This is a genomic window from Candidatus Acidianus copahuensis (assembly GCF_000632495.1).
Taxonomy (GTDB): domain Archaea; phylum Thermoproteota; class Thermoprotei_A; order Sulfolobales; family Sulfolobaceae; genus Acidianus; species Acidianus copahuensis.
Genome location: NZ_JFZT01000062.1, coordinates 13,162 through 26,349, shown reverse-complemented (window position 1 = coordinate 26,349; position 13,188 = coordinate 13,162). Strand labels below are relative to the sequence as shown.

General features: G+C 37.0%; 13 protein-coding genes and 1 tRNA gene. 8 read left to right on the top strand and 6 right to left on the bottom strand.

The window, feature by feature from the left end; all coding sequences use genetic code 11:
* Window positions 1–68 precede the first annotated feature (68 nt).
* Both CM19_RS11790 and CM19_RS11785 read right to left on the bottom strand, forming a co-directional pair.
* Window positions 69–1,484, bottom strand: coding sequence for an acyl-CoA synthetase family protein (locus CM19_RS11790; protein WP_048100650.1), 1,416 nt, complete (start codon window positions 1,482–1,484; stop codon window positions 69–71).
* A gap of 30 nt (window positions 1,485–1,514) precedes the next feature.
* Entirely contained in the window at window positions 1,515–2,681 is a 1,167-nt protein-coding gene (locus CM19_RS11785; protein ID WP_048100649.1) for a 3-hydroxyacyl-CoA dehydrogenase, read from the bottom strand.
* Between the two features lie 69 nt (window positions 2,682–2,750).
* Here CM19_RS11785 and CM19_RS11780 point away from each other — a divergent pair, with 69 nt between their 5' ends.
* Window positions 2,751–3,833 (top strand): alcohol dehydrogenase catalytic domain-containing protein, encoded by a 1,083-nt coding sequence (locus CM19_RS11780; protein ID WP_048100648.1) that lies wholly within the window; start codon window positions 2,751–2,753, stop codon window positions 3,831–3,833.
* Here CM19_RS11780 and CM19_RS11775 read toward each other — a convergent pair.
* Window positions 3,808–4,119, bottom strand: a complete 312-nt coding sequence (locus CM19_RS11775; protein ID WP_048100647.1) for a hypothetical protein — start codon at window positions 4,117–4,119, stop codon at window positions 3,808–3,810. The genes CM19_RS11780 and CM19_RS11775 overlap by 26 nt on opposite strands.
* A gap of 551 nt (window positions 4,120–4,670) precedes the next feature.
* On the opposite strand from CM19_RS11775, the gene CM19_RS11770 reads away from it, so the two are divergent.
* The 4 genes from CM19_RS11770 to CM19_RS11755 all read left to right on the top strand — a co-directional run bounded on the left by CM19_RS11770 (window position 4,671) and on the right by CM19_RS11755 (window position 6,913).
* On the top strand, window positions 4,671–5,672 hold the full coding sequence (locus CM19_RS11770) for an acryloyl-coenzyme A reductase (RefSeq protein WP_048100646.1): 1,002 nt from the start codon (window positions 4,671–4,673) through the stop codon (window positions 5,670–5,672).
* A gap of 60 nt (window positions 5,673–5,732) precedes the next feature.
* Window positions 5,733–6,329: a hypothetical protein gene (locus CM19_RS11765; protein WP_048100645.1), complete on the top strand. Its 597-nt coding sequence runs from the start codon at window positions 5,733–5,735 to the stop codon at window positions 6,327–6,329.
* A complete protein-coding gene (locus tag CM19_RS11760) occupies window positions 6,326–6,808 on the top strand; it encodes a hypothetical protein (RefSeq protein WP_048100644.1) in 483 nt (160 codons plus the stop codon). Before CM19_RS11765 ends, CM19_RS11760 begins: the two co-directional genes overlap by 4 nt.
* A 14-nt stretch (window positions 6,809–6,822) precedes the next feature.
* Window positions 6,823–6,913: transfer RNA gene (locus CM19_RS11755), tRNA-Glu, on the top strand.
* A 391-nt stretch (window positions 6,914–7,304) separates the two neighbouring features.
* Here the strand turns inward: CM19_RS11755 and CM19_RS11750 are convergent.
* Window positions 7,305–7,694, bottom strand: coding sequence for a CBS domain-containing protein (locus tag CM19_RS11750; RefSeq protein ID WP_048100643.1), 390 nt, complete (start codon window positions 7,692–7,694; stop codon window positions 7,305–7,307).
* Window positions 7,695–7,766: 72 nt separating this feature from the next.
* Between CM19_RS11750 and CM19_RS11745 the strand changes: the two genes are divergently transcribed.
* Together CM19_RS11745 and CM19_RS11740 are read left to right on the top strand one after the other, a co-directional pair.
* Complete coding sequence (locus CM19_RS11745) at window positions 7,767–8,216, top strand: hypothetical protein (protein ID WP_048100642.1); 450 nt, start codon at window positions 7,767–7,769, stop codon at window positions 8,214–8,216.
* Between the two features lie 11 nt (window positions 8,217–8,227).
* Window positions 8,228–9,418 (top strand): amidase, encoded by a 1,191-nt coding sequence (locus CM19_RS11740; RefSeq protein WP_048100641.1) that lies wholly within the window; start codon window positions 8,228–8,230, stop codon window positions 9,416–9,418.
* On the opposite strand, the gene ppcA is transcribed toward CM19_RS11740, so the two are convergent.
* Window positions 9,415–10,947 (bottom strand): phosphoenolpyruvate carboxylase, encoded by a 1,533-nt coding sequence (ppcA, locus tag CM19_RS11735; RefSeq protein ID WP_048100640.1) that lies wholly within the window; start codon window positions 10,945–10,947, stop codon window positions 9,415–9,417. The two genes, CM19_RS11740 and ppcA, sit on opposite strands and share 4 nt — an antisense overlap.
* A 55-nt stretch (window positions 10,948–11,002) precedes the next feature.
* Between ppcA and CM19_RS11730 the strand changes: the two genes are divergently transcribed.
* Entirely contained in the window at window positions 11,003–11,440 is a 438-nt protein-coding gene (locus CM19_RS11730) for a peroxiredoxin (RefSeq protein ID WP_048100670.1), read from the top strand.
* Here the strand turns inward: CM19_RS11730 and CM19_RS11725 are convergent.
* Window positions 11,434–12,936 carry a bifunctional ADP-dependent NAD(P)H-hydrate dehydratase/NAD(P)H-hydrate epimerase gene (locus CM19_RS11725; RefSeq protein ID WP_048100639.1) on the bottom strand — a complete coding sequence of 501 codons (1,503 nt, stop codon included), beginning with the start codon at window positions 12,934–12,936 and terminating at the stop codon, window positions 11,434–11,436. The genes CM19_RS11730 and CM19_RS11725 overlap by 7 nt on opposite strands.
* Window positions 12,937–13,188: the final 252 nt, after the last annotated feature.

The following is a 13,188-nucleotide window of genomic DNA, read 5'->3' as shown; positions in this document are numbered from 1 at the left end:
AGGAAATTAAACTTTAAATTTAATATCCTTTCCTATAAGGACTGCAGTAATATTATATTAAAAATGTTTTACTTCTTCTTTCTTTGATCAATGAATACTTGTAATTTATATCCAGTCCACATAGTTTTACCTGGTTCAACCCATTCTATCTCTATATCGTCGCTGTTTATTCCAAGTCTGCCACCTAATAGTTCCCTAGAATCCTTATCGTACTGGTTATCTACACGTCTTCTAGTTTCTATCCTTATTTTTAACTTATCCATCTCATTATCGTAAACGAAGACGTTAAACATTCCAGTTGTATCTGGTATTTCATTTACTGCGTCCTCAACGTATATTGGGAATAAGAGTTTACCTTTTACTTTGAACATCCACTCTACTCTACCCGGTATAGGTTCAGCAAATCTAGCGTGAGTTATGCCATATGTTGGATCAGGATCTGTTAAGAACTCATTTTTGACAAAGTCACCAAGACTATACCTTATGAGGGGCATAGTAAAGTGATTTAGTAGTGTGGCAATTAGCTCTCCCCTTTCACCTTCAGCTGAAGGCTCATCAGTCTTTGGGTCAACTACATCAAATATTTCCATATCTTCCCATATTACAAGCTGTCCTGGAAGATTCGGTACTTCAACTGCCATATGTCCATCTGTAGTCCCCCATACGCTTATTGCAAGCTTAGCGTTAGGATTTACTTGAAATAATTTCTTTTTTGTATTTTCAGCTGCAGCTCCTCCATGTAATAGGAGAACCTTAAATGGAGTTTCCCATCCTTCACTTTTTGCCTCTTCTCCTATTAGCCTATGTAACCAAGGTGTAGTAGCTAATACGTCAACCTTCCAAAGCTTAAAAATTAGATTATGTCTACTTTTCCAACTAAAGTACGTCTCTCCCCCTCCTGCAATAGCGGTAGCCCCGCATCTCCACATTGCAGTTTCAACTAATGGTGGACCCCAACTGTAAAAACCGCTCATATTAAGATAGTTTGCATAAACTTTCGTTGGTTTAACTTCGGCGAAAGTCCAGAGATATCTAGCCTGGGCCTCTTCAAAGTAGTCTAACTCAAGTGCCCCCCAACCTTGAAACGTGGGAAGACCTGTAGATCCTGATGTTGCTCCAACAAACCTTATTCTTCTAGCTAAATCTGGTGTCATTATACTTCCGAACGGAGGATTTGCCTGTAAATCCTTTCTGAGCTCATCTTTTCTTAAAATTGGTATTTTAACTATATCTTTCCATTCCTTTATTGAATCAGGATCAAACCCTTTAGATTTCCAGAACTTTCTGTAAAATTCTACGTTTTCCCAAGCCCACTTAACAATTCTTCTCAATCTAAAGCTCTTTAACTTTTCGAGCTCTTCCCTCTTCATTGTAAGTATTCTCTTATTCCATATTTTCTCTGAGGGATCTAATGGATATTCAGATATGTAACCCTCTTGCTTGAGTTCTCTATAAATGGAATTATAAGCATCTATAACCGACATACTAATCAAGACTTATGTTATTTAAATAATTTAAGTATATCTGTAGAATCCTTTCTTTGCATTAACACCGGTTTCTCCTCTGCTAATCATTTCTCTTAATAATTTTACTGGAGAGTATGCCTTTTCTCCTTTTTTCTCTATATCCTCTAAGTTCTTAACAATACTGTCAACTCCAAGTTCGTCTGCAATTTGCATTAATCCTTTTGGAAAGTTGAATCCCAATTTCATAACCGTATCTATTTCTTCGGCGTTAACTATGTTATTCTCAATTAGCCAAGCCCCCTCGTTTACCGCAAGAGAAATAATACGTGCTGGATCCGCCTTACTATCTTCAGGCAATGGAACTTTTACGTATCTGCCTCCTGGATATGAATAGAATCCTTTTCCAGTCTTTACTCCCAGTTCTTTTGAGGAGACCTTCTTTTCAAATGAACTGCATTTTACGTCGGTACCTCCTCTACTAACTATTACCTTCCATATGTCTACTACAACATCTAGACCAACATAGTCAGATAATTCGAAAATACCCATTGGCAGTTTTAACTTATTTCTAGCAGCGCTATCAACGTCTTGGATTGAAGCTTCGCCACTTTCCACTTCTCTGCATGCCTCTTGAACAAGCCTTATAAATATTCTATTTGATACAAATCCTGGGACCTCTATTTTAAGCCTTACTGGTACTTTCCCTACTCTCTTTGTTAATTCTACTGTTTCATTTATTGTTTCCTCAGACGTGTATTTACTTGGAATTACCTCAACTAATTTCATTAAAGGAGGAGGGTTAAAGAAGTGCATTCCTATAACCTTATCTTTCCTATTGGTGAATTCAGCTATTTCAGATATAGGGATTGAGCTAGTATTAGTAGCCAAAATAGCTGTTTTAGGCGCTTTCTCATCTAAATATTGAAATATTTTCTTTTTTAGTTCAAATATTTCAGGAACAGCTTCTATTCCAAAGTCTATATCGGACGCGACATCGTAACTTGTTGACATAGAGATTCTTGCCATAATAGCTTCTGGACTCTCCGAAATTACTTTTTTCTCGTAAAGTCTATTTAGAGACTCATTCATTTTTTCCTTTGCTCTATTAAGTATATCCCATGAAATATCGACTACTTTTACCTCATGACCGGCTATTGCCATAACTTCAGCTATTCCATGTCCCATAGTTCCAGAACCGACAACTAATATTCTCATAAGAGAACTAACAGTTAGTCAGTTATAAGTTTAATAAGGTTTAAATTGTTTGGATCCACTTATACACAAATGCGAGCCGCTGTTTTACATGAGTATAAGGAACCTCTTAAGATAGAAGAGGTTGAGATTGCTGAACCTAAAGCAGGAGAAGTAAAGGTTAAAGTTACAGCAACTGGTTTATGTCACTCTGACGTAAACGTTTTTGAGGGAAAGACTCCTGTTCCACCGCCTGTCATTGCTGGACATGAAATCGCTGGCATAGTAGAGGAAGTAGGGCATGGAGTAACTAGAGTGAAACCTGGAGATAGAGTTGTCTCAGCTTTCATTCATCCATGCGGAGTTTGTAGGAACTGTATTTCTGGGCATGAGAATCTATGTGAGACCTTTGCATCTGTGAGACTGAAGGGGACCATGTTTGATGGAACAACTAGAATAACATTGAACGGAAAAGAAGTAAGAACTTTTCTAGGGGGAGGATTTGCTGAGTATGCAATTGTTGGAGAGAACGCTTTGACTAAAGTTCCCAGTGAACTTGATTTAGAGAAAGTTTCACCTTTGAGCTGTGCAGGAATAACAGGATATGGAGCAATAGAGCAGGCAAAGGTTGAACCAGGAGAAAATGTTGCAGTAATAGGCGTCGGAGGAGTTGGCCTTTCAGTGATTCAGATGCTTAAGGCATCTGGAGCTGGGAGGATAATTGCTGTTGGTACGAAAAAGTGGAAGCTAGACAGAGCGATAGATCTAGGCGCTACTGATGTAATAAACTCAAAGGAAGCTGATGCAGTGAAAGCTATAAGACAAATAACTAATGGGGGAGCAGACGTTGTTGTGGAGGCAGGAGGAGTTGAGGAAACTATTAGAATAGCGACAGATTCCGTTAGAATAGGAGGTAGAGTAGTGTTAGTCGGATTACCTCCAGCGTCGTCTGACATCCCAGTAAGAATAGCATCAATAGTTAGAAACGGGATAACTATAGCAGGAAATTACGGCGGTAGACCACGAGTAGATATGCCACGACTATTAGATCTAGTTAGATTAGGTAAGTACGATCCAACAAAGTTGATAACTGGAAGATATAAACTCGACGAGATCAACGAAGCTGTGAAAGTACTTGAAGAAGGAGAAGCTATAAGAAGTTTAATAATACCTTAATCATAGATTTTACGTTATTTATATAATTAGTATAAGATTTTGTTTTTTGATCTTTTTTCCACTTATTTAAAAGACCAAGTATTTGTGAATCATTACCGCTATAAAAAATATCTACAATTGAGAAATTATCACCTCTAAATACTAGACTAAGTTCTTCGTTATTGAACTTGTAGGATATAATTCTCCTAGAATAGAAATAAATTTCACCTTTCTTTACTTTTGTCAAATCTTTAATGAGCTCATCTTTTACCTTTTCTATCGTTTCATTTTTAGTTATTGATATCATGTTTGGTTAAACGAAGATAAATTACACTGGACAATGAAACTGAGATTTTTCTGTTTTAGTCTAATGAAGGTTAAGAGGACAGAATTTCTTTGTGTAAAGGAAATAAATATCACTTAAGGTATATAAACTTATTTATAATATATTCTTCATATTGCTAATATGAGTCGTAATTGATTTGGTGATGTGGTACAGTATTCATAGAATAATTAAGTTGTATGAACTCTAGAAACTCATAATCCCTATACTTACGAGGTTTGTTGAAATGATTTCACAAAATAGACTTTCACTGTCGTAATAGTGAGTTCAAGTCTGGAAGATTAAGCAGAAAGGCTGATCAAGAGGTTAGGGGATAGCTTATCTTAAATCTGTTTATCTTCTAATTGGTTCTGTTAGGTTTTTATTAGCTTCTGGAAATAATTTAAAACATGCTTAAATATAAAAGTCTCTGTACTATAATACTAATGATGGTAGTAATATATCAATTCGTAATTTTCATTCCTTATATAACTCTTCTAACAACTTTTTTTAGTTTGTATAAACATGTTTAAGCGATGAAAGCGGTAGTTGTTACGGGCAAAAAAGAGGGATATAAAATAAGGGATATAGAGGATCCACGTCCTGGAAAAGGAGAAGTAGTTATAAGAGTTGATAGAGCGGCTTTATGCTATAGGGATTTGCTTCAGTTAGAGGGATATTATCCAAGGATGAAATACCCTGTGGTTCTAGGACACGAAGTTGTTGGGACAATTGAGGAAGTTGGAGAAGATGTAGAAGGCTTTAACGAGGGGGATAAAGTGATCTCTATGCTTTACGCTCCTGATGGGACCTGTAGTTATTGTAAGGTAGGAGAAGAGGCTTACTGTCACGCTAGATTAGGTTATTCTGAGGAACTTAATGGCTTTTTTGCAGAGAAAGCACTGATAAAAGTGACTAGCCTAATTAAAGTGCCAAAAGGCACATCAGATGAAGGGGCCGTCCTAGTACCTTGTGTTACAGGTATGCTTTACAGAGGTTTAATGAGAGCTAAACTGAGAGAGGGAGAAACAGTGTTAGTGACAGGAGCTAGTGGAGGAGTCGGAATTCACGCACTACAGGTTGCTAAAGCGTTAGGAGCTAAAGTGATTGCAGTAACCACGTCTGAGGAGAAATCTAAAACTTTATCTAGTTTTGCAGATCATGTGATTGTTGGAAGAAAGTTCGCCGATGAAGCGAAGAAACTCGATGATGTTAATGTCGTAATAGACACTGTTGGAACTCCTACCTTTGACGAAGCGTTGAAGTCCCTTTGGATGGGAGGAAGAATTGTGCAAATAGGTAACGTAAATCCGGCCGAGGGTTATAATCTTAAACTAGGTTATATGATTCTCAAGGACATAGAAATAATAGGTCATGCGAGTGCAACTAGGAAGGACGATGAGGCAGCTCTAAAACTTACCGCTGAAGGTAAAATAAAGCCAGTAATTGCTGGAACAGTAAGCATTGATGAAATAGATAAGGGATATGAAATGCTAAAGGATAAAAACAAGATTGGTAAGATCCTTCTAAAGCCTTAGCGATTTTTCTAGTTTTTGATGACTATATAAGCTTTTATTTCAAAGTATCAGAAATTCCATGTGAGAGTTACCTGGATCGACGTTTATTCAGATATGATACCTCATTTTAAAAGGGATAGTGATAAAGATTTACAGGTTGTAGTTAATGGCATAATACAAACTTACGAAGAGGAGGGAGGAAGAACAGAGGAAGTAACTATCGACCCACACTTAGTTACAATAGCTGGGTTTTTCTCATCACGAAATATTGAAGGAATAGGGTTTAACTATCCTTATCATGCGAATAGCTGGAAATACATGTCTGGAGATATCTCAGGTAGTCTGGGAGAAGCAATTACCTCTGTGCTGATGGATGTAAAGTTTGGTATAGGGATAACAGACGTTGTGAGGATGAGAGTTTCTAAATTCATGGGTATATTGACCGATATGGTAATTGAAGTAAATAAATATCCTAAATTGATAGATTTTCTAGGTAAAGAAGGCTTAGTATTTATGAATACTAGATCATCTGTATTTTATAAGAAAGACTATTTGAAGAGAGGCTTAGAGAAGGACTTAATTTCGAGCGAGATCTTAAGGTATCCAGATAACTTTTCCTTGCTCTTCTATGTTTTTTTAAACGAAGATAAAGTACTTGGCGTTGTGGTGAGACCATGAACTGCATTGATAGGATTAGGGAAGCCTATTTACTTTCATGGATTGGTGATGCAAAGGGAATAAGGACTATTGAGAGAGAGTGTAGAAAAGAAATCAGCTCATGGAATAAGGAAATTAAAGGGATTATCAAGATTAGAGGAGAGGTAGACAGGGAATTTGAGCTACCTGCAAAGTTAAGGGAAAGGGGAATAACTAATGTTGAGCTCATCCATGTGGGATTGGGTAAGTTAATGAAAAGGCTTTTACGAACTGCTGATGCAGATGTTAAGAAAGATGGAGAGTTTAGATACTCGATCTCTCAAGCCGGCTTCAAGAGAATACTTAGAGGAATTAGAAAGGAAAGAGGCTATAACTTTCAAATACTTCCAGAAAATTCCGGTTTTGTTATAGCGTATAACGAAATAGTTTACGCGGAATTCGTAGTTGGAAGAGAAGAGGAAGTAGTAAGGAACATAAAGAAACTTTTAAATATAGAATAACAAAAGAGGAAATTGCTCCGGTAGTATAGCCCGGTCAACGTTGTTCGGCCGAGAGTATGCGGGCCTCTCAAGCCCGCGGCCCGGGTTCAAATCCCGGCCGGAGCACTTAATTTACATCAAGTATTCGTAGTGCCAATATAGGTTAAGCATGTATTTCCTTTTGTTACACTAGAATCAGAAACAGTTTCACGATCCCTTGACAAAAACGAAAATCGTAATTACTATCGGAAGGTTTACCGTATTTTTCTATAAACAATTTTATTAATAGAGTTGACGCAATTTCTTAATACAGGCGAGTTATTTTTTTTAATTTCGTTTTATAATAGTAAAATTTATAATAGTTACACATAATAAGTCTTCCGTTACTATTTAGTTCGTTAAACATAGTCAGTAGAGAATATGGTGACAACACACACTACGTCTATAGACTCTCCATGGAAAGCAGGATGAATTTAACGAGATATTAAAAATGATTTAAACACTAAAAACAAACGAACTACCAGATAACTAGGTCAGTGGTTATCAGTCCTAAAGCCCTTGCTACGTCTCTCAATGATATAACGCCTATAACTTTTCCTTTATCAGTTACTACTAAGTGACGAATTTTATTAGTTGTCATAAGAATTGCCGCATCACCTATTTCAGTAGACGCTTCAGCAGAAACTAAGTTTGTGCTCATTAGATCTCTAACCTTAGCATTTAATGGGAGATCGTCAGCAATTGCGTATATAATATCTCTTTCTGTCACTATTCCTACTGGAGAACCTCCTTCCATAACTAGTAGGGATCCTACTCCTTCCTTTTTCATTTCTTTTGATGCATCCACTATAGTAGCGTCGGGTGATACGATTACAGGGGATCTCGAGATCAGTTCTCTAATTGCCATTATTATCAATCTCTTAATACAGAGATAATAAATCCTTCTAGGTTATTATAGCGGTTTACAATAGAATTTATCATGGTTAAGTTAAAGCTTCCACCTAGAATAAAAGTTCTTGAGGCCTTAGGAGCAATATCAGACGGCAGGATAAAGAAAAAAGGAGAAGAAGAGTACGAAGTTATCTCATCTGAAGGCGATAGAAAATATAGAGTATTTATTAGGGATGATTCTGCTTTTAGTGACGATAATGGAACTAAATTTAGAGGATATGTGGGCTATCCTATAATAGCTGTACTTATGCTTGAGGGCAAATTATCTTATAGCAAAAGGATTTCGGAAGTCCTCAAAGGAATAGACTGGAGAAAGCTTAATGAAACGTATAAAAATTACGCTAAAGTTGAGGATATAGTTCTTAAAAAAGCTGAAGAAAGTGGTATAAGTAGGGACGAAATTAATAAGGAGGTAGAGGAAGTTATAAATGAGCTCAGAAGACTTTCTCTCAAAAAAATTGCCCAAACCGATGTTTGAAGTGAAAGAAGATGATGTTAGAAGAATTAAATACAAAGTACAATGCGTTCATAACGATTAAAGAGATCAAAGGTAAAAGTAAAGGAAAGCTATCTGGTCTGACCTTCGGGATCAAGGATATTATAATTACCAAAGGTGTGAAGACTACTGCTGGCTCTAGAATCCTAAAGGATTACGTCCCAGATAATGATGCGTGGATAGTTAAAAGAATCCTAGATCAAGGCGGGACAATACGTGGAAAAACAAATACTCACGAATTCGCAATAGGTGCAACAAATACTTCCTCAATAGGCGGTCCAGCTAAAAACCCAGTTGATCCGGAAAGGATAACTGGTGGTTCAAGTGGAGGTTCCGCTGCAGCAGTGGCATTAAACATGGTAGATATAGGTATAGGCACTGATACTGGAGGATCTATAAGGATTCCTGCATCCCTTTGCGGAGTAGTTGGTTTTAAGCCAACTACAGGCGTAATACCTACTGATGGGATAATTCCGTTTAGTTGGACTCTTGACACAGTAGGCTTTATAGCTAGAGATGTAGAAACTATCTGGAATGTTTTAGAGGCAGTTGTTCCTCCAGAAATGGGTCATATATTAACAACTGAAGCTAGAAGAAGACCTAGAGCTGGAATTTTCCTTTTTGGAGAGGATGAATCATCACATGCATTAAAGCCCGTTCTCAATAAGCTCTCCTCAATCTTCGATCTAGTGGAAGTAAATATGAACTTTCTGCAAGGTTTTGGTTCAAATATACGTGGAACTATAGCGCTTGCCGAAGGCGCTTCATATCATAGGGAATGGATAGAGAGCTCTCCAGGAATGTATTTCCCAGATGTTAAGGATATTTTACTTCAAGGTCTTAAAATAAGGGCTGTTGATTATGTTGACGCTTTAAGGGCCAGAGCTTTTGTTGTTGAAGAATATATTAAATCGTTGAGGGAAATTGATGTACTCCTTTCTCCTACGACAAAAATACCAGCTCCTAGGATTAGCGACGTAGTAGGGAAAGAAAAGGAGTTTAGATCTGTTCTAGTTTCAAACACTGAGCTCTTTAACCTTGTTGGCGCACCATCTATTACTCTTCCTTTATCCTCCATTAATGGTCTACCAATTGGGCTTATGGTTAGTGGAACTCCTTATGAGGACGGTATCGTATTGGACGTAGCAAGTAAAATAGTTGAGACAGTTGGTGGAAACAGTTAGCCTAATGATTTTCTTAGTATGGCCATTTCTCTTATATACTCTCTTAATTCTTCCTCTCTCTTCTCCTTACATGCAAGCAAAGCTAGCGACGAAAGAAGAACATGTTTTTTGGATTCATAGTCAGATCCGCCAATAGGTATTCCTAGATTGTTTTCAAGGAAATCTAAGTCTTGCTTGATTTTCCATGTTACCCATTCGTCTAAATTCCATATATCTTTTATTCTGTCCAAAGCATCAGGATTTATAAATTTTGCACTTTCTCGCAAATCTATTTCCATTTTCTTATAGTTTTCTCTAAGAAAATTCCACTCTTCCTCACTTAACCTTGAGAGAGAAGAAAGGCCAATAATCTCTGGAGGTATACCCAAAGAGTAAAGGGAACCCACAAAGCTAATGGCTCTTGGAAGGGTTACTTTTCCTGTACTTCTGGCATAACCAAATAAGCTTATATGTAATTTTCTAGCCCTTCTTCTTGGTAAGTTAAGAGCGATATAATTTATTGCAGGAGCAAGTGACTCTATAATAGGCTGGTATGTAGAAACGTACCCTTCAACTATTTTTTTAAGGATTTCTTCTTCATTATTAGTAAATATTCTAGGTTCCTTAACTGTGTATTCGTTTATTTTTGATATAGCGTCCTTTACTATTGGTTCATCATAATCATATTTAAAAGCAGACTGTATTGTGAACGTGTAAACTCCATCATATTCCTCTAAAGCGTTTCGATAGTTTATTGGATTTAAATGACCCCTCATTGGAAGAGAACCAACACCGATTATTGGAAAGATATCTAGTCCAGTTTCATTCTTGATAGAATATAAGGTGCTTAAAGCATATTTTGCCATAAAAATAGCAGGGATCATACCATAATTCATTGCGGGGTCAGATCTCGCTAGGAATACTCTCATGTACTTTGGCCTTATTACCTTAAAGTAGCCAGTGACTATATCCCTAACTCTAAACATGGAATCCTTATCTTCAATTAGTGGTATGACCTCTATAGACTTTGGATACATTTCTCCCACTAAATCTCTAACATATATTCCGTCATAGAGTTCAATATCCTCTTCTCCTGATACTGCTTTTTCATAGTACTTTGAGACTGATATTATCTCTTCAGGAGAAGTTGTAAAAGGCAAGATTACTTCAAAGACAGGTATCTTTTCTCCCTTATAGAATTCCTTAGCTAAGTCGTAGGCTATTGGAATGCTTTCCATAGTCTCTGCGAAAACCTTTCTTTCTGCTCCCTCAATTTTAGGATTAGGAAGTCTATAAGTAAGAAAAATATCCTCGCCTATTATCTTTTCCCTAAAATATTCGGAGTAATTTGAAAGTAATTTTCTCACAACATGTGTATCAACATCCTTTCCTTCAGCATCCCACATAACTTCATGGATTTTTAAGTTCAGATACGAGTAATACGCTTCAACTACTTCATCATCTCCTTCAATTACCTCGCCTTTTGACCAATCCGGTACCTTAGCGTTGTCTGGATGTTGCGTAGACATCGTCCGGGGTATTTTTCTCATTTAGTTATGTTATGTAAAAAGAGTTTTAAGCATATCTTCTTATCTACAATTTATGATAGAAGTAGGGCAAGATGCTCCAGATTTTGAGGCGGAGTCAAGTATAGGTAAGATTAAGCTCTCTAGCTATAAGGGAAAAAATGTGATTCTTTATTTTTATCCAAAAGCTTTTACTTCAGGCTGTACAAGAGAATTACAGAGATTTGTTGAACTTTACAACCAATTTAGTAGTAAAAATAGTATAATTATAGGAGTTAGTGCTGATAGCGTTAGTTCAGTAAAGAAATTTGCAGAAAAATATGGGGCTAATTTTCCCTTAGTTGCGGATAAGGAAAAAAAGATTATTAATGAATATGGGGTATTGAGTGAGAAAGGGACAAGTGCCCAAAGAGTAACTTTCATAATTGATGAATCAGGAAAAGTTAAGTCTGTTCTCAAAAATCTGAAAAAGGCTGAAGATCATGCTGATAAAGCTCTAGCTATAATCTCTCAATAAAGTACCTTTTTATAAACTTTTTTCTTGAACAATTCTAGCGGATCTATCATTACTTTAGGTATTTCTTCAATTAAATCTGTAGACGTTATGTGGTTACCTTTTTCCGAGTAAACTACAGAACCTGCTAGGCCATTAATAAAGGATCCAATTGACGCTGCATCAAATGCCGGCAATCCTTCAGCTAAAAGTGCAGCTACAATACCGGTTAAAGTGTCTCCAGTTCCACCTACAGTCATTCCAGGGTTTCCAGTCTTATTAAGCTTAAAGGTATTACCGTCACTTATTACGTCAAAGTAGCCTTTTAGTAATACGGTACAACCACATTTTTTTGCTAATCTCATAACCTGTTGTATTCTTTCCATTGGTTCAGAGTTAACTTCCTCTCCGAAGAAAATCTTGAACTCTCCAGCATGCGGTGTAACTACGACGTTTTCTTTTAGAGTGAAACCTTTTATTGATTTTAGAGAATCTGCGTCTATTACGGCCGGCTTTCCTTTGTCTAGAATATAATTTACTATTTTCTTCGAAGCTTCTATAGTTTCTTCAGCTAATCCTGCACCCGGTCCAATTACTATTGAATCTGCCTTATCAATCCAAGCTCTTAATTCGTCTAGGTTAGAGGGATTTAAGTTGTCTCCAGTTAGCTTAATAGCGATAAGATCGGGGGAATAGGAGGCGATAGTATATGCAGTACTTCCAGGTGCAGCTACGTAAACTAGATCTGCTCCGCTTCTTAGAGCTGCCATGCCCGATAAAGAAGGGGCTCCGCTGAACGTTTTGCTTCCTCCTATAACAAGGACTCTACCTCCGGATCCTTTTTTACTTTTCATATCCCTTGGTTTGATGTTCATTAGTACATCTCCGGGCCCAACATAAATTTCAGCTTCTTTTGGAATCCCTATGCTCTTGACAACAACGTTAAGTCTACTCTCTTGTAGCCCTTTTTTCATATCATGAAATGTTACAACTAAGTCTGGAATAACGCTTTCTCCTGGAGTTTCTCCTGTATCGCTATCCATACCAGAGGGTACATCTATTGAAACCTTAAATCCTAAGCTTTGATTAAAGACTTTGATTGCTGTTCTAAACGGTTCTCTTGGCTTTCCTCTAAAACCTGTCCCTAACATTGCATCTATCAAAACGTCAGATTTTATGGGTTGTAAATCTTCAATATCCTTTATTTCCTTTAATATTATGGAGTAATCCATTTCTAGAGTAGATTCAAGGTTAAGTAACGCGTCCTTATGCTTATTTTCCCCGAGCAGAAGAACTGTAACTTTAGCTCCATCTCCGGCTAAATGTCTTCCTGCTACCAGACCATCTCCCCCTTTTCCTCCATGGCCAACAAAGATTACAACATTTTTCCCATTGACATCTATTTTTCTTATAATCTCATCTCTGACGGATCTTCCCGCATTTTCCATAAGTAGTAATGTTGGAACTCCTAAGGCTTCGCTGTTAATTTCCAGTATCCTCATTTTCTTAGTAGTTATCATAAAGAAATAATAACAAAAAGGGATTTAGAACTTTCCTATGGGATTTGGGTTTTACGTACATTTATTATCATCTCCGTAAAACCCTTGGGCTTCACCACGTTCTGAACAAAACCCATCATCACGATCCATTAGCGAGCTAACCTCACCCATACCCTTGATCGAAGACCTCAGGGATTTGGGAAATTCACACATTTTTAGGAAGATATTTGTACTAGCGTTCACTTATCTATCAATCTTTAACCCATACTTACA